14 protein-coding genes and 1 tRNA gene are annotated in these 14,395 nt (G+C 65.9%); 6 read left to right on the top strand and 9 right to left on the bottom strand.

Translation table 11 applies throughout. The annotated features are described in order from the left end of the window. The first annotated feature begins 1 nt into the window (after position 1). Positions 2–1,084 carry a hypothetical protein gene (locus M2331_RS09535; RefSeq protein ID WP_181560064.1) on the top strand — a complete coding sequence of 361 codons (1,083 nt, stop codon included), beginning with the start codon at positions 2–4 and terminating at the stop codon, positions 1,082–1,084. After that, positions 1,081–2,505 carry an ATP-binding protein gene (locus M2331_RS09530; protein ID WP_181560063.1) on the top strand — a complete coding sequence of 475 codons (1,425 nt, stop codon included), beginning with the start codon at positions 1,081–1,083 and terminating at the stop codon, positions 2,503–2,505. Before M2331_RS09535 ends, M2331_RS09530 begins: the two co-directional genes overlap by 4 nt. A 15-nt stretch (positions 2,506–2,520) precedes the next feature. Here M2331_RS09530 and M2331_RS09525 read toward each other — a convergent pair whose 3' ends face one another. The 3 genes from M2331_RS09525 to M2331_RS09515 all read right to left on the bottom strand — a co-directional run bounded on the left by M2331_RS09525 (position 2,521) and on the right by M2331_RS09515 (position 6,929). After that, positions 2,521–3,114, bottom strand: coding sequence for a glutathione S-transferase family protein (locus tag M2331_RS09525; protein WP_181560062.1), 594 nt, complete (start codon positions 3,112–3,114; stop codon positions 2,521–2,523). 266 nt (positions 3,115–3,380) lie between these two features. Next, positions 3,381–5,561 (bottom strand): 3-hydroxyacyl-CoA dehydrogenase NAD-binding domain-containing protein, encoded by a 2,181-nt coding sequence (locus M2331_RS09520; RefSeq protein ID WP_181560061.1) that lies wholly within the window; start codon positions 5,559–5,561, stop codon positions 3,381–3,383. Positions 5,562–5,720: 159 nt separating this feature from the next. Continuing rightward, entirely contained in the window at positions 5,721–6,929 is a 1,209-nt protein-coding gene (locus M2331_RS09515) for an acetyl-CoA C-acetyltransferase (protein WP_181560060.1), read from the bottom strand. A gap of 359 nt (positions 6,930–7,288) precedes the next feature. Here M2331_RS09515 and folE point away from each other — a divergent pair, with 359 nt between their 5' ends. Both folE and M2331_RS09505 read left to right on the top strand, forming a co-directional pair. Further along, positions 7,289–7,894 (top strand): GTP cyclohydrolase I FolE, encoded by a 606-nt coding sequence (gene folE / locus M2331_RS09510; protein ID WP_181560059.1) that lies wholly within the window; start codon positions 7,289–7,291, stop codon positions 7,892–7,894. Further along, a complete protein-coding gene (locus M2331_RS09505; RefSeq protein ID WP_181560058.1) occupies positions 7,891–8,661 on the top strand; it encodes an SDR family oxidoreductase in 771 nt (256 codons plus the stop codon). Before folE ends, M2331_RS09505 begins: the two co-directional genes overlap by 4 nt. Positions 8,662–8,766: 105 nt before the next feature. Here the strand turns inward: M2331_RS09505 and rplI are convergent, their stop codons facing one another. The 4 genes from rplI to M2331_RS09485 all read right to left on the bottom strand — a co-directional run bounded on the left by rplI (position 8,767) and on the right by M2331_RS09485 (position 11,513). After that, a complete protein-coding gene (gene rplI / locus M2331_RS09500; RefSeq protein ID WP_181560057.1) occupies positions 8,767–9,375 on the bottom strand; it encodes a 50S ribosomal protein L9 in 609 nt (202 codons plus the stop codon). Positions 9,376–9,388: 13 nt separating this feature from the next. Further along, positions 9,389–9,613: a 30S ribosomal protein S18 gene (rpsR, locus tag M2331_RS09495; RefSeq protein WP_181560056.1), complete on the bottom strand. Its 225-nt coding sequence runs from the start codon at positions 9,611–9,613 to the stop codon at positions 9,389–9,391. A gap of 13 nt (positions 9,614–9,626) precedes the next feature. Beyond that, entirely contained in the window at positions 9,627–10,055 is a 429-nt protein-coding gene (gene rpsF, locus M2331_RS09490; protein WP_181560055.1) for a 30S ribosomal protein S6, read from the bottom strand. Positions 10,056–10,238: 183 nt separating this feature from the next. Further along, on the bottom strand, positions 10,239–11,513 hold the full coding sequence (locus M2331_RS09485) for a chloride channel protein (protein ID WP_181560054.1): 1,275 nt from the start codon (positions 11,511–11,513) through the stop codon (positions 10,239–10,241). A 150-nt stretch (positions 11,514–11,663) separates the two neighbouring features. On the opposite strand from M2331_RS09485, the gene fabD reads away from it, so the two are divergent. Both fabD and fabG read left to right on the top strand, forming a co-directional pair. Next, the gene (gene fabD / locus M2331_RS09480) at positions 11,664–12,599 is read left to right on the top strand and encodes an ACP S-malonyltransferase (protein ID WP_181560053.1); all 936 of its coding nucleotides are present in this window, start codon (positions 11,664–11,666) and stop codon (positions 12,597–12,599) included. Positions 12,600–12,619: 20 nt separating this feature from the next. Continuing rightward, on the top strand, positions 12,620–13,360 hold the full coding sequence (gene fabG / locus M2331_RS09475; protein WP_181560052.1) for a 3-oxoacyl-[acyl-carrier-protein] reductase: 741 nt from the start codon (positions 12,620–12,622) through the stop codon (positions 13,358–13,360). 322 nt (positions 13,361–13,682) lie between these two features. On the opposite strand, the gene M2331_RS09470 is transcribed toward fabG, so the two are convergent. Both M2331_RS09470 and folK read right to left on the bottom strand, forming a co-directional pair. Continuing rightward, positions 13,683–13,758 (bottom strand) — tRNA-Lys (locus M2331_RS09470). 26 nt (positions 13,759–13,784) lie between these two features. Continuing rightward, entirely contained in the window at positions 13,785–14,321 is a 537-nt protein-coding gene (gene folK / locus M2331_RS09465) for a 2-amino-4-hydroxy-6-hydroxymethyldihydropteridine diphosphokinase (RefSeq protein ID WP_181560051.1), read from the bottom strand. Positions 14,322–14,395 lie beyond the last annotated feature (74 nt).

The following is a 14,395-nucleotide window of genomic DNA, read 5'->3' as shown; positions in this document are numbered from 1 at the left end:
CATGACGGGCGTGGGTGAACCGGTTCAGCAACGCCATGGCGGCGAGCGGGAAGGCGCGGTGTTTGCCGCGCGCTTTGCTCGCGGGCTGGCGCTGGAGGTTCGCCATGGGGCCGATCTCGCGCGACTGGCCGACGATGCGCCGGGCCGCTGGACCGATGCCTTGCTGGCCGAAACGCGCATCCATCTTGCCGGGCTGATGAACGCCGTCGAGCAGGCGCTGGTCGCCGGACTGGCCCGCGAGCCCGTGGCCTCGGCCTCCGCCATGCCCGATGCCGGTTATGCGCGGCAGGCGATCGAGCGGGACATCGCCGTGCTTTCGCCGGACCTGCTGCGCCATCTGCGTCATCGCGCCTGCGTGTCGCTGCTGATGCGGCAATATCGGCTCGAGGGTCGCCATGGCGATCGCTCGCGGCTGGAGAGCGAGGCCAGCGACAATGGTCGGTATCTCGATGCACTGGCTGGCCTCGCGCTGGCGGAGCGCAACTGGTGCGGGCCGATGTTGCTCGACGCAACGATGCTGCCGGACCTGCCGGCCGATCTCTATCACGATCTCGTGTGGACCGTCGCGGCCCTGCTGGTAAACGGCAGCAGCGCACAAGCCGCCGGCGCTGATCCCATGCTTACGGCAGCCATCGCGCGCGCCGCCGAGGGGCTGATTGCCCGGCATGATGAAGGGCAGGGCGCCATCGCACAGGCCCGCCGCTGCGCGCGTGCGCTTAATTCGGATCAACGCTTCGCCATCGCCCCGCACGCGCTGGCGGAAGCGCGGCTGCTGCTCTTCGCCGCCATCGTGGAGTGCGAGGGCGGCATTGCGCTGGACGAGGTGCTGGAGGCGCTGATCGGCCCGCAGGATCGCGATCGCTTCGCCCTGTTGCGGGTCATGGGCGTGGACGATCCCGGCGCCTTTCAGGTCGCAGAGATGCTCGGCCCGGTCACCGGTCTCGCCGAAGGGGGTGATGCCGCGCTGGTCGCTTTCGTCGAGGGCTATCGCGCGTTCGATGCGGAGCAGGCCATGCAATGGCTGCTCGACCGGATGAACCCGCGCGCGCTGGCGGACAAGCTCGCTCTGCTGGACGGCCGATGACAGTCGCGCGCCCCGGCACGGAGCCAATCCTGGCGCGGCTGGACGGCGACGGCCGCATCATCGCGGCCGACGCGCCGCTTGCGCGGTTGCAGGCCGATGCCGGCGGCGATCCGCACGGGCCGCTCGCCATTCCCGCGCTGGCCGCGCTCGTCCGCCTCGCCGCGCGCCTGCGCATCCCGATTTCCCGCGCGGTGCAGGCGGCTCAGGGCGAGGCTGATCTGAGCATGTGGGTGCAGATCCGCCCGGAGGCGGACGGCTATGCCATGTCTATCGTCGACTGGCAGGTGCGCGCTCCGCGTCAATGGCCCGGCGAACTGGGCGTGCTGATGGCGCGCCGTCTGGCGCCCGTTGAGCCGGGCTGGCCATGGCAGGTGGATACGCAACTGCGCTTCCGGCAGGTTGCGGCAGACGCCGCCGCCATCGGGCATGAGCCGCCCCGCGATGGCGAGCCGCTGACGGCCTATTTCCGCCTCGATGCGATCATTGCGGACGATGTGTCGCCGATGCCGCTGGTTGAGGCGTTGGCGCTGCGCATGCCGTTTACGGACCAGCATGCGCGCCTGCGGGCCGACGATGCCGTCTTCTATCGCATTTCCGGCGAGCCGCTGTTCGATGAGCATGGCGCGCTGATGGGCTATCGCGGCCGCGCGGTGCCGCAGGAGAGCCAGCCCGCACAGGGACCCCGCGTCGAGGCAGAGGCGCCGTCGGCGGAGATCCACGATCTCTTTGGCGATGGCATGTTCGATGCCGGCTTCGCCCCCCGGCTGGACCGCGCCCTTCGCCAACCGATCGGGCGGATCATCGCCAATGCCGGCAGCATCGCTGCGCAGGCGCATGGTGAACTGCGAGAGGAATATGCAGGCTATGGCGCGGACATCGCCCAGGCCAGCCGCCATCTGCTAGATCTGGTCGATGACTTGTCAGATCTTCACGCCATTGAGCGCCCCGATTTCCGGGTGGCGAAGGAGCGCGTCGATCTGGCCGATCTGGCGCGCCGAGCCGCCGGCCTGCTGCATGTTCGTGCCGGCGAGCGCGGCATCCGTATCCAGACACCGCCGCTGGGTGAGAGCGCCATGGCTTGCGGTGAGTATCGCCGCGTGCTGCAGATTCTCGTCAATCTCATCGGCAATGCGGTGAGGCACACGCCGCGCGACAGCACCATCTGGGTGCGCGTCGATAGCGAGGGCGGGCGCGCCCGCGTCGTCGTCGCGGATCAGGGAGGCGGCATCGACCCCGCCGATCACCAGCGCATTTTCGAGCGGTTCGAGCGGCTGGGTCTCTCCGGCGGGGATGGTAGCGGGCTGGGGCTCTATATCTCCCGCCGCCTTGCCCGCGCGATGAGCGGCGATCTGACCGTCGAGAGCGCGCTGGGGCAGGGCGCCCGCTTCACGCTCGATCTGCCGGTGTGGGCGGACGCCTGACCTGAGGCGTAGCGTTCAGGGCACCCGCAGACCTCGCAACTCATAGCCGATCGACTGTTCGATCTCACAGGTCTTGCGAACGGCTGGCAGCGCCATCATCCGGTCATAATGAGCGGTGAGGCCCGGCCAGTTCTCCACCGGCAGGGCGAGCGTGTGTCGCATCCGCCAGAATAGTCGGAAAAGGTGGATGTCGGCCACCGAAAGCCTGCCGCCTACCGCCCATTCCTGACCCGCAAGCCGATGCTCCGCCTGTTCGAGCGCAGCCTCCGCGCGCTCTTGCCCGGCAATGAAGGAGGGATGCAGCGTCGACGCGGCGAACGACATCCATGAAAGAGCCTCCGCGGTGCCCATGGGGTCATCCGGTAGCAGTCCGGCCTCGGGAAAACGCCGCGCGAGATAGAAGAGGATGGCCGCTACTTCGGTCAGCGTGCCCTCATCGGTCACCAAGGTCGGCACCTTGCCTTCGGGATTGATCGCCAGATAGGCCGGCTCTGCCTGCTCGCGCTTGGCGAAGGAGAGCGAACGTAGCTCGAACGGCGCCCCTATGTGCACGAGCGCGATGTGCGGGGCCATCGAGCTGGCGCCCGGGGCGATATAGAGGGTGAGCATGGGTTGTCCTCCCTGATGCCGGCAAAGGCTGTGACAAGCTTAATCCTTCTCCCCTTGAGGGAGAAGGATACGGAGCCTTGCCGCTATCGGCGGCTAGGCGAAGTTGGATGAGGGGTGGCGGATCCATGATCCGCGCGATCCCGTGGATCGCTTACCCCTCTCCCAGCTTCGGCTAGGCAGCACGCTGCCAAGCCTGCGCATCCCTCTCCCTCAAGGGGAGAGGGTATAGGGCGATCCTTGCTGCTTAACGGCAGCCTATTATCATCTCAGGCCGCCTTCACCTGCGCGCCGTCATAATAGCCATGGCCGCTCGCTGCCATCTCCCGCAACTGCTCTGTCGGCGTAAAGCGTTCGCCATGCGCCGCCGTCAGCCGATCCAGAACCTCGACGACCTTCGCGGGGCCGATCGTGTCGATCGCGCTGAACGGGCCGCCCGTATAGGGCGCGAAGCCCCAGCCGAAGATCGCGCCGATATCGCCATCCTGTGGTGTCACCAGCACACCCTCGGCGAAGCAGCGGGCACATTCGACCAATTGGCGGTAGAGCAGCCGCTCACGCACCTCGGCCGGGGTCGGCTGGTTGAGCGCGCGGGGGAACTCCGCCGCAAGGCCGGGCCAGAGCGCCTTTTTCCCGCCGTCAGCCGGGTAATCATAATAGCCCTTGCCGTTCTTGCGGCCGAGGCGGCCGATCTCGACCATATGCGCGACAACATCGTCGGCCTTGGCGGGCACATAGGCATCGCCCAGCGCGGCCTTCGCGGCGAGCGTCACCTTATGGGCCAGCTCAATGGAGACCTCGTCCGAGACGGCGAGCGGGCCGACCGGCATGCCGAGCTGGCGCCCGACATTCTCGATGAGCGCTGGATTGATGCCCTCGGCCAGCATCTGCGCGCCTTCCTGCACATAAGTGCCGAAGCAGCGCGAAGTGTAGAAACCGCGCGAGTCATTGACGACGATGGGTGTCTTGCGGATCTGCGCGACGAAATCGAGCGCCTTGGCGACGGCGGCATCGCCGGTCTGTTTGCCGAGGATGATCTCGACCAGCGGCATCTTTTCCACCGGCGAGAAGAAATGCACGCCAATGAAATTTTCCGGCTTCGACCAGGCCTTGGCGAGGCCCGAGATCGGCAGGGTGGAGGTGTTGGAGCCGAAGATCACGTCCGGCCCCAGCACGGATTCGACCCGCTGGGTGATCTCCGCCTTGATCGCAGGGTCTTCGAACACGGCCTCGATCACGAAATCGCAGCCCTGCAGCGCGTCCACGCTGTCCGCCGGCATGATGCGGGCGAGGGCTTGTTCCATCTTATCCGGCGTCATGCCCCGGCCGATGCGCTTTTGCATCTGCGCCTGCGCATGGGCCTTGCCCTTGTCCGCCGAGGCCAGATCGCGGTCGAGCAGCACCACGTCGATACCGGCCTGCGCCGCGACATTGGCGATGCCCGCGCCCATCATCCCGGCGCCGAGCACGGCCAGCTTTCTTGTGGGGGCCTTCTCGACGCCGGTGGGACGCCGCGCGCCGCGTTCGGCGGCCTGCTTGGAGACGAACAGCGTGCGGACCATGTTGCCCGCCTGCGGATCGGCCACCACCTTGGCGAAATATTTGCTCTCGACCCGGATCGCCCGGTCCATCGGCAACTGGAGGCCCTCATAGACTGCGCTGAGCAGCGCATGGGGCGCATGGATGTTCCGCTGGGTCTGCTTGGTGGTCATCACCGTCGCGGCCATCATCGTCTGGATGAAGCCGGGGTTGAACTGCCCCGATCCGCCAGGGACCTTGAAGCCCTTGACGTCCCACGGCTGGGTGTGGGCATCGGGATTGGCCTTCACCCAGGCCTTGGCGACATCGACAGTCTGGCCGGGGTCGGCCAGTTCATCGACGACCTTCATCGCCGCCGCTTCGGCGGGACGCCAGCTTTTCCCCTGCAGCATGTACATGAGGGCGCCTTGGATGCCGATCAGGCGGGGCAGGCGCTGTGAGCCGCCACCGCCGGGGAACAGGCCGACGAGGATTTCCGGAAGGCCGATCTGCACCTTGGGATTGTTGCTGAGCACGCGGTGATGGCAGGCGAGCGCCAGCTCCAGACCACCGCCCATGGCCGTACCTTCGATGGCAATGGCGACCGGCTTTCCGCAAGTCTCAAGTTTGCGCAGCAAGTCGTTGAGGGTGAAGACATTGTCGAACAGGGCGGCCATGTCGACATCGCCGGTTGTCGCCTCGCGCAGCATGGCCGAGAGATATTTGAGGTCCATGCCCGCCATGAAGCCACTGTCCTTGCCGGAGCAGACGACGGCGCCCTTGATGGCCTCCTCGCTACCGATCCGTGCGATGGCGGCGGCGAAGTCGGTCAGGAAGTCAGGCGTGATGACATTCATCGACTGCCCCGGCACGTCGATGGTGAGAAGGGCGATGCCGTCGCCGTCGATCTCGGTCGTGATGCTCGTAGCCATGTGTGCCTCCTGACTCGTTCAATTTTGTTCCCTCCGTTCATCCTGAGTAGCCACTGAGCTTGTCGAAGTGGCGTATCGAAGGATCGAGCCACGGAAAGACCCTTCGATACGGGTCTTCGACAGGCTCAGCCCCTACTCAGGGCGAACGGACTTCTGGATTCAAACCCGCTCGATAATGATGCCCGTGCCCATGCCCGCGCCGACGCACAGATTGATCAGCGCCGTGCCCTTGCCGGAGCGCTCCAGCTCGTCGAGCGCAGTGCCCAGCACCATGGCCCCGGTCGCGCCGAGCGGATGGCCCATGGCGATGGCGCCGCCGTTCACGTTGATCTGGCTGTGATCGAGCCCCATCGCCTGCATGTAGCGCAGCACGACGCTGGCGAAGGCTTCGTTCAGCTCCCACAGGTCGATATCGCCGACCGACATTCCAGCCTTTTTCAGAAGCTTGTCGGCAATGTTTTCCGGCCCCGTGAGCATGATCATCGGCTCGGAGCCGACCGACGCCATGGCCTTCATCCGGGCGCGCGGCTTGAGCCCATATTTCTCCCCCATCGCCCTACTGCCGATCAGCACAGCCGCCGCGCCATCGACAATGCCGGAGCTGTTGCCGGCATGGTGGACATGGTTGACGCGCTCCAGCTCCGGGTAGCGGAGTAGGGCGATGGTGTCGAAACCCGGCATCTCCTCGCCCATGGCGAGAAAGCTGGGCTTGAGGCTGGCGAGGCTCTGCATCGTCGTTTCCGGGCGCATATGCTCGTCATGGTCGAGCAGCACCTGGCCGATCACATCCTTCACCGGAATGATCGACTTGCCGAAGCGCTTGTCGTCCCAGGCGGCCTTGGCGCGCTTCTGGCTCTCGACCGCATAGGCATCCACATCGTCGCGCGAGAAGCCGAACTTGGTCGCGATCACGTCCGCGCCAATGCCTTGCGGCGCGAAATAGCTGGCATAGGCGACATTGGGATCGGAGGCCCAGGCGCCGCCGTCTGCGCCCATCGGCACGCGGCTCATGCTCTCCACGCCACCGCCAATGGCCAGCTCCGCCTCGCCACTGATCACCTTCGCGAGGGCCATGTTCACCGCTTCCAGGCCCGAGGCGCAGAAGCGATTGATCTGCACGCCCGGCACGGTCTCGGCATAGCCGGCGGTCAGCACCGCCATGCGGGCGATGTCCGTCCCTTGCTCGCCGACCGGGGCGACGCAGCCGAGGATCACGTCGTCCACATCGGCGGTGTCGATGGTGTTGCGATCGCGAATGGCCTGAAGAACCCGCACTGCCAGCTGTACCGGCGTCACCTCATGGAGCGACCCGTCCGGCTTGCCGCGTCCCCGCGGTGTGCGCACGGCATCATAGATGAAGGCTTCCATGGTCGCTCTCCTGTAGGTCTGGCGGGGCCTTTGGTGCGGCCAATATGGGCCATGCCATCGCCTTCGCGCAAGGGCTCGCTGCGGGCTTCACCAGTTGTGCGGTCCATGCAAGCCCGAGAAATCCGCCAATCCTCGGCCTTACCCTAACGTCAACGGAAGGCGTGCAGGCGGGGCATAATTTCCCAATCTTTGGCGCCACGGCGAGCCGTACATGCCAAGTCCGCGCTGCCCTTTTGGGCGCAAGCGGCCCGACTCGGGCGTCTGCGGTTGAATAGAAAGTTCCAACGGCCTATCTGCGCCGCATCAGCATATCGACATGCACACCCGCGTGTCCTCTTGTCCTTTTCCCGGGGGTAGGCATGGCCAGCCAGAACGAACACAGTCTCAAGCCGGCAAAGCCGGACGTTCCCAAGGATGTAGAGGAGGCGATCCGCACCCTCATCCGCTGGGCCGGCGACGATCCAGAGCGGGAAGGCCTCATTGAAACGCCCAAGCGCGTCGCGCGCGCCTGGCGGGAATATTGCGAGGGCTATGCCGAAGACCCGGCCTATCACCTCTCGCGCATCTTCCACGAGGTCGGCGGCTATGACGAGATCGTGCTGCTGACTGACATCCCGTTCCAGTCTCATTGCGAGCATCACATGGCGCCGATCGTCGGCAAGGCGCACATCGCCTATCTGCCGCAGGATTATGTCGTCGGCATCTCCAAGCTCGCTCGCGTGCTGGAGGCGTTTGCCCGCCGCCTGCAGGTGCAGGAGCGGCTGACGGCGCAGGTCGCCGACTGCATCTGGGAGAATCTCAAGCCGCTCGGCGTGGCCGTGGTGATCGAGGCGACCCATGGCTGCATGACCGGGCGGGGCGTCCGCACCCATGGCACGATCATGCGCACCAGCCGGATGATGGGCGTATTCAAGCGCGACGAAAAGAGCCGAGAGGAAGTGCTGCGCCTCATGGGCGTAAAATGACGGCGCAGGCCCCGCTCGCGCTCGTCACCGGGGGGCACCGCCGCCTCGGCGCGCGCATCGCCATGCATCTGGCGCGCGCCGGCTATGCGTTGGCGATCCATGGCCGGCATGATGCGGAGCCGCATCGCTTCCTGTCCGAATGCCTCGCCGCAACAGGCGTGCGCTGGCATGGTTTCGTCGCGGATTTCCTGACGCCGGGGGCCGCCGAAGGGCTGATGCCGGCAGTAACCGATCATTTCGGCCGCGCGCCGGATCTGCTGGTCAACAGCGCCTCGCTGTTCGGCGAGAGCGAGCTGGCCAATGTCAGCGCCGGTCAGCTGGCTGACTATCATCAGGTCAATACGGTTGCGCCGGTGTTGCTGACCCAGGCCTTTGCTGCGGCGGCCCGGCCCGATGGGGCTGGCGCCTCGATCGTCAATATTCTCGACCAGCGCCTGGCCCAGCCGCATGGCGACCAGCTCGCCTATACGCTGGGCAAGGCGGGGCTGGAGGCGTTCACGCGGATCGCGGCGCGCACGCTGGCGCCTGCCATTCGAGTCAACGCGGTCTCGCCGGGGCTGACGCTCGCAACCTATGATTATACGCCCGAGCAACTGGAGCGGCTTGCCAGTCACGCGCCCCTCGGCGTGTTGCCGACGCCGGAAGCGGTGGGCGAGGCGGTGCTGTATCTGGCGCGGGCGGAGTCGGTGACCGGCCAGACGATCATTGTCGATGGCGGTGCCCATATGCGTACCTACGCGCGCGATTTTCTGCATCTGGAGACCTGAACCGCCCGGCAGCGCCCGGTGACGGCCGATCCGATCTCCCACAAAGCAAAACCCCGCCGGACGATCTGTCCGGCGGGGTTTCTAAAGCTTGCGGAGGGAAGGGGCTCAGGCCTCTTCCGTATCCTCGTTGGCAGCCGGCTCGGCAGCCTCGGTCGCGATTTCGCCCGGCTCGGCATTGGGATCGTAATCCTCAGTGAAGCCGGCTTCGTCCTTCTCGAACATGGAGGCCATGACGTCCACGCCGTCCTTCTGCAGGTCGGCTTCCTCAGGCGAACGTGCGACGTTGGCCTGAACGGTGACGGAGACTTCCGGGTGCAGAGAGACGCGCACGTCGAACAGGCCGAGCGTCTTGATCGGGCGTTCCAGCACGACCATCGACTTGCTCACATTGGTGTGGCCGGCTTCGTGGAGCGCTTCCACGATGTCACGGACCGAGACCGATCCGTAGAGCTGGCCGCTGTTCGACGACTGACGGATCAGGACGACCTGAACGCCATCGACCTTCTCGGCCGCCTTGGCAGCGTCGTCACGACGGGCTGCGTTGTCGGCCTCGATCTTGGCGCGGTTGGCCTCGAACACCTTCTTGTTGGCGTTGTTGGAGCGAAGCGCCTTCTTGTTGGGCAGCAGATAGTTGCGCGCATAGCCGTCCTTGACGGTTACGACGTCGCCGATTGCACCCAGCTTCTCGATACGCTCGAGCAGAATGATTTCCATGGGTCCGCCCTCCTTACTTCACGATGTAGGGCAGCAGGCCCAGATGGCGGGCGCGCTTGATTGCCTGGGAAAGCTCGCGCTGCTTCTTGGCCGAGACGGCCGTGATGCGCGAGGGAACGATCTTGCCGCGCTCAGAGACGAAGCCCTGCAGCAGGCGCACATCTTTGTAATCGATGCGCGGTGCGTCCTTTGCGGAGAACGGGCAGGTCTTGCGACGGCGGAAAAATGGGCGTGCCATGTGTCAGGTCTCCTTATTCGCCGTCCGAGGCTTCTTCGCGGTCCCGGCGGGGTGCGCGATCGCCGCGATCCGGGCGGTCACCACGGTCGCCGCGCTCACCACGACGCTCACGGTCACGCTCGTTCTTGCGCATCATCACCGAAGGGCCACCCTCCAGCTCTTCAACGCGAACGGTCATGAAGCGGATCACGTCTTCGTTGATCTGCGTCTGACGCTCCAGCTCGGCGACCACGCCAGCCGGCGCGTCGATGTTGAGCATCACGTAGTGAGCCTTGCGGTTCTTGGCGATCTTGTAGGCGAGGTTGCGGAGACCCCAGCTTTCCACCTTCGTCACCTTGCCTTCATTGGCCTCGATGATCTTGGTGGCATTTTCCGCGAGCGCATCGACCTGGGCCTGTGCCAGATCCTGACGCGCAAGGAAGACATGCTCATAATAGGGCATGGTTCATGCGTCCTGTCTTTTGGCCGATTGCTGACATACGCCCCATGCGCATGCCCCTCCGGCTGTCGTCTCAAACAAAGCTTCGCGGCGGGCGCAGCGAGAGCCTGCCCGGCGAAGGGGCGGCCTATGGCTGAAAAGTGCCCGCAAGGCAAGTGCGCATTGCCCGCTCTCGCCGATAAGCGATCAGGGCCGGAACTGCCGGGCCAGCGCGTGATAGAGCTTGGGCTTGCAGATCTGCCCGCTGACCCAGTTGGCGAAGATCGCCGTGGCGAACAGCGGCAGGATCATGGTGCGGTCTGCGGTCATTTCCATCATGATGATCGCGGCGGTGAGCGGCGCCCGGACCACACCCGCGAAATAGCCGATCATGCCGAGCAAGACGATGGCGCCGTGCGGCTGGTCCGGCATCAGCAGCCCCAGCAGCTGACCAAGGCCGGCGCCGACGGAGAGCGATGGCGCAAAGATGCCGCCGGGGGCTCCGCTCAGCGCCGTGGCCAGTGTGGCGACGAGCTTGGCGGGGCCGAAGCTCCAGGAAACCTCTTCACCGGCGAGCAACGCACGCGTCGTCTCATAGCCGGTGCCCCAGCTGATTCCAGCGGTGAGGATGCCTGTGATGGCGACGACGAGGCCGCAGATGCCCGCGACGAGCAGTGGCTTGGCCCGCATCGCGCGGGTGAGCGGGCTGCGGGACCAGGCAAGAGCGATCAGCGCGCGCGAGAACAGGCCGCCGGCCACGCCACCGACCAGCCCGGCGACGGGCGTCAGCAGGAGCATGGACGAGATCGGCATCGATTGATGCATGGCGCCAAAGTAGATGTAATCGCCCGAGAGCCACAGGCTCGTGATGCCCGCCATCATCACGGCGGCCATCACCACGATCGCAATCTTTTGCTCGAAGGCAGCGGCCAGTTCCTCGATGGCGAAGGCGACCCCCGCGAGCGGGGTATTGAACGCAGCGGCAACGCCTGCCGCACCACCTGCGATAATGATCCCGGCCGAAACCGGCACGCGCAGCCAGCGCTGCACCGCGGCCATGATGGCGGCGCTGATCTGCACGGTCGGTCCTTCGCGACCGACTGAGCCACCCGCGAGCAGCATCCCCAGCGTGCCGAACAGCTTGAACAGCGCGGTCCGCAGGGAGAGCAGGCGGCGGGATTGTGGATGATCCGGCATACGCGCCGCCGCCATTGTCTGCGGAATGCCCGATCCGCGCGCCTCCGGGCACCAATGCCGCGTGACATAGGTCACCGCGACGAACAGGCCGGGCGTGATGACCAGCGGCGCATAAGGAAAGGCATCGGCCACGCCGGTAAACACGCCTTGCGCGGCCTCGCCCAGCTTGGCGAACAGCACCGCGACCAGGCTGAGCAGCAAGGCGCCGCCGATCGCGCCGATGCGGCCCCGCATCACGCGGGCATCCACGCGGCTGATCGCGTTGGAGAACCGTGGCTTTAACATCCTGGCTTCCACTATGCCCCATGAGCAGGGCGCACAATGGCCAATGTCCATCCTGGCGCGCCGTCGTGCCGGTCAAGCCAACAGGACTTGCCCGGGGCGCCCCCCCGGACTAGGGCGCAGGCCTTCACAGACCAAGCAGGGATCAGGGCCGTGCGTGCATTCATCTTTCCGGGGCAGGGCAGTCAGGCCGTGGGCATGGGGTCGGCGCTGGCCGCAGCATCGCCCGTGGCGCGCGAGATTTTCCAGGAAGTCGACGAGGCGCTGGGCCAGCATCTCTTCCGCATCATGACCGAAGGGCCGGAAGCGGACCTGACCCTGACCGAAAATGCCCAGCCGGCGATCATGGCCAACGCGCTCGCCACTTTGCGCGTGCTCGAGAAGGAAGGCGGCGTGGTGCTGCGCGACAAGGCGGATGCGCTGGCCGGCCACAGCCTCGGCGAATATAGCGCCCTTTGCGCGGCCGGTGCCTTCGATCTCGCGACCACCGCCCGTCTGCTCAAGACGCGCGGTCGGGCGATGCAGGCCGCCGTGCCGGTAGGCGAGGGTGCCATGGCCGCGCTGCTCGGCGCCGACATCGAGAAGGCCGAGGCGCTCGCGGCTGCTGCGGCCGAGGGCGAAGTCTGCGCCGTCGCCAACGACAATGATCCGAGCCAGGTCGTCATTTCCGGCCATGTCGGCGCCATCGAGCGCGCGATCGGGCTGGTGAAGAATCATGGCATCAAGCGTGGCGTGCTGCTGCCGGTCTCCGCGCCGTTCCACTGCCCGCTGATGCAGCCCGCTGCCGATGCGATGGCGGCTGCCCTGGCGGACACGCAGTCGCCCGGCGCCTTCATTCCCGTCTATGCCAATGTCACGGCCGCGCCGGTGAGTGACGCGGCAACGATCCGCGATCTGCTGGTTCAGCAGGTGACCGGCCGGGTGCGCTGGCGCGAGAGCATCGCGGCGATGTGGGCGGCGGGCATTACCGATTTCGTCGAGCTGGGCGGCAAGGTGCTCGGCCCGATGGTCAAGCGCATCGCGCCGGATGCGACCGTGACCAGCGTCATCTCGATGGATGACATCGAGGCGCTGCTCGGCCGCGTGTGAGAGACAGGAGGGACTGCATCATGTTCGATCTCAATGGAATGACGGCGCTGGTCACCGGCGCGAGCGGTGGCATCGGCTCTGCCGTGGCCCGGGCACTGGCCGCGCAGGGCGCGCGGCTGGCGCTCTCCGGCAGCAATGTCGCCAAGCTGGAGGCCTTTGCCGCCGAGCTGGGCGGCGATCACGTCTGCGTGCCGTGCGATCTGAGCGACGCGGCATCGGTGGACGCCCTGGTGCCCGCCGCGCTTGAGGCGCTGGGCGGCAAGCTGGATATCCTCATCAACAATGCCGGCGTCACGCGCGACAACCTCATCCTGCGCATGAAAGACGAGGAGTGGGACACCGTCCAGAAGATCAATCTGGAAGCGGCGTTCCGCCTCATCCGCGCGGCGGCCAAGCCGATGATGAAGGCGCGCACGGGGCGGATCATCTCGATCACCAGCGTCGTGGGCGTCACCGGTAATCCGGGCCAGGCAAACTACGCCGCCTCCAAGGCCGGGCTGATCGGCATGAGCAAGAGCCTGGCGCAGGAACTGGCCAGCCGGGGCATCACCGTGAACTGCGTCGCGCCCGGTTTCATCCGCTCGGCCATGACCGACGCGCTCAACGACGCCCAGAAGGACGCCATCCTCTCGCGCATTCCAGCCGGCGCGCTCGGCACCGGAAAGGATATTGGCGCGGCGGTGGTCTACCTCGCCAGCCGCGAGGCGGGCTATGTCACGGGCCAGACCCTGCATGTGAATGGCGGCATGGCGATGATCTGAGCTTTGGCCGGTCTCTGGCGAGGTCGGCTGATCCCGGGCTCATCATCACGGCAGAGCGAGATTTTTTGTCGGCAGGCGGAACCCGATGCCGCGCCGATCATTCCCTCACTGACTGGCTCCCGCCGGTCAGCGGACCCCCTTAACGGCGACCTTTCAGAGGTCGCCGTTTTTTTGTGGTGAGGATGGGTGGGAGCGGCTGTGTGAGTGCTCTCCGTTGGCGCTGACGCGCTGTTCAGTTATGAACCCACGAACCGTGGTGGCCGATCTCGCGGGGGGATCGCCCAAGCCTAGGGTTGTGACAAAACGGAATACCGGCGGAATATGGTGAGCCCTGCTGGGTTCGAACCAGCGACCTACTGATTAAAAGTCAGTTGCTCTACCGACTGAGCTAAGGGCCCGAAAAGAACGGGTGGCTGCGGGTCACCTAGAGGCGTGCGCGGCAGTGGTCAACCGGCTTCGGCTTGGCAAGGCGCGCAGCGAGGTGAATGACGCTCAGTTTCGATGCAGGGTGTCGCCAGCGGGGGGCGATCATCCGGAGAGGTGCCAGAGCGAAGGATCTATTTTTCAGGGCGCTGTGAGGAACGGTTAGCCGCTTGCTTGCGTAGGAACCAGCCGACCAGAGCAAAATATCCAGATCAAGCGTACGGGCTGCCCATCGCCGATGGCGGCGTCGGCCGAAGCGTCTTTCGATCTGCTGGAGCAGGTTCAGCATCACTATCGGTTGGAGCGGCGAGGATACTAGCGCGGCCGCATTGGCATACGTGCGCATCGATGGGCCGAGCGGCCGGGTCGCTATGATCGGCGAGCCAGCGAGGAGGCGAAGAGGGAAAGTGTCCAGTGCTGTGAGTGCGGCCGTGGCGATTGCCTTGGGGTCAAGGACGCGCGTGAGGGGGCGGTTCGATCCGATACCGATAGCATAGACATATGGCTGGTCGTCGGGGTTCGCTGTCGCATTGCTCATCGGTTGGACCTAGCTTCGCGGATCGACGCTGACCAGTCCGTTTCACCGGTGCGCCCCAACATCCCGTCGGACGC

The sequence above is a fragment of the Sphingobium sp. B10D7B genome (assembly GCF_025961955.1).
Lineage (GTDB): Bacteria > Pseudomonadota > Alphaproteobacteria > Sphingomonadales > Sphingomonadaceae > Sphingobium.
The sequence above is the reverse complement of the archived record's forward strand: the minus strand, read 5'-3'. Positions and strand labels throughout refer to the sequence as shown.

Bases quoted from the DNA above. Each gene is read 5' to 3' on its own strand.
- M2331_RS09535 (WP_181560064.1), top strand. From the start codon at position 2: ATGACGGGCGTGGGTGAACCGGTTCAGCAACGCCATGGCGGCGAGCGG.
- M2331_RS09530 (WP_181560063.1), top strand. From the start codon at position 1,081: ATGACAGTCGCGCGCCCCGGCACGGAGCCAATCCTGGCGCGGCTGGAC.
- M2331_RS09525 (WP_181560062.1), bottom strand. From the start codon at position 3,114: ATGCTCACCCTCTATATCGCCCCGGGCGCCAGCTCGATGGCCCCGCAC.
- M2331_RS09520 (WP_181560061.1), bottom strand. From the start codon at position 5,561: ATGGCTACGAGCATCACGACCGAGATCGACGGCGACGGCATCGCCCTT.
- M2331_RS09515 (WP_181560060.1), bottom strand. From the start codon at position 6,929: ATGGAAGCCTTCATCTATGATGCCGTGCGCACACCGCGGGGACGCGGC.
- folE (WP_181560059.1), top strand. From the start codon at position 7,289: ATGGCCAGCCAGAACGAACACAGTCTCAAGCCGGCAAAGCCGGACGTT.
- M2331_RS09505 (WP_181560058.1), top strand. From the start codon at position 7,891: ATGACGGCGCAGGCCCCGCTCGCGCTCGTCACCGGGGGGCACCGCCGC.
- rplI (WP_181560057.1), bottom strand. From the start codon at position 9,375: ATGGAAATCATTCTGCTCGAGCGTATCGAGAAGCTGGGTGCAATCGGC.
- rpsR (WP_181560056.1), bottom strand. From the start codon at position 9,613: ATGGCACGCCCATTTTTCCGCCGTCGCAAGACCTGCCCGTTCTCCGCA.
- rpsF (WP_181560055.1), bottom strand. From the start codon at position 10,055: ATGCCCTATTATGAGCATGTCTTCCTTGCGCGTCAGGATCTGGCACAG.
- M2331_RS09485 (WP_181560054.1), bottom strand. From the start codon at position 11,513: ATGTTAAAGCCACGGTTCTCCAACGCGATCAGCCGCGTGGATGCCCGC.
- fabG (WP_181560052.1), top strand. From the start codon at position 12,620: ATGTTCGATCTCAATGGAATGACGGCGCTGGTCACCGGCGCGAGCGGT.
- folK (WP_181560051.1), bottom strand. From the start codon at position 14,321: ATGAGCAATGCGACAGCGAACCCCGACGACCAGCCATATGTCTATGCT.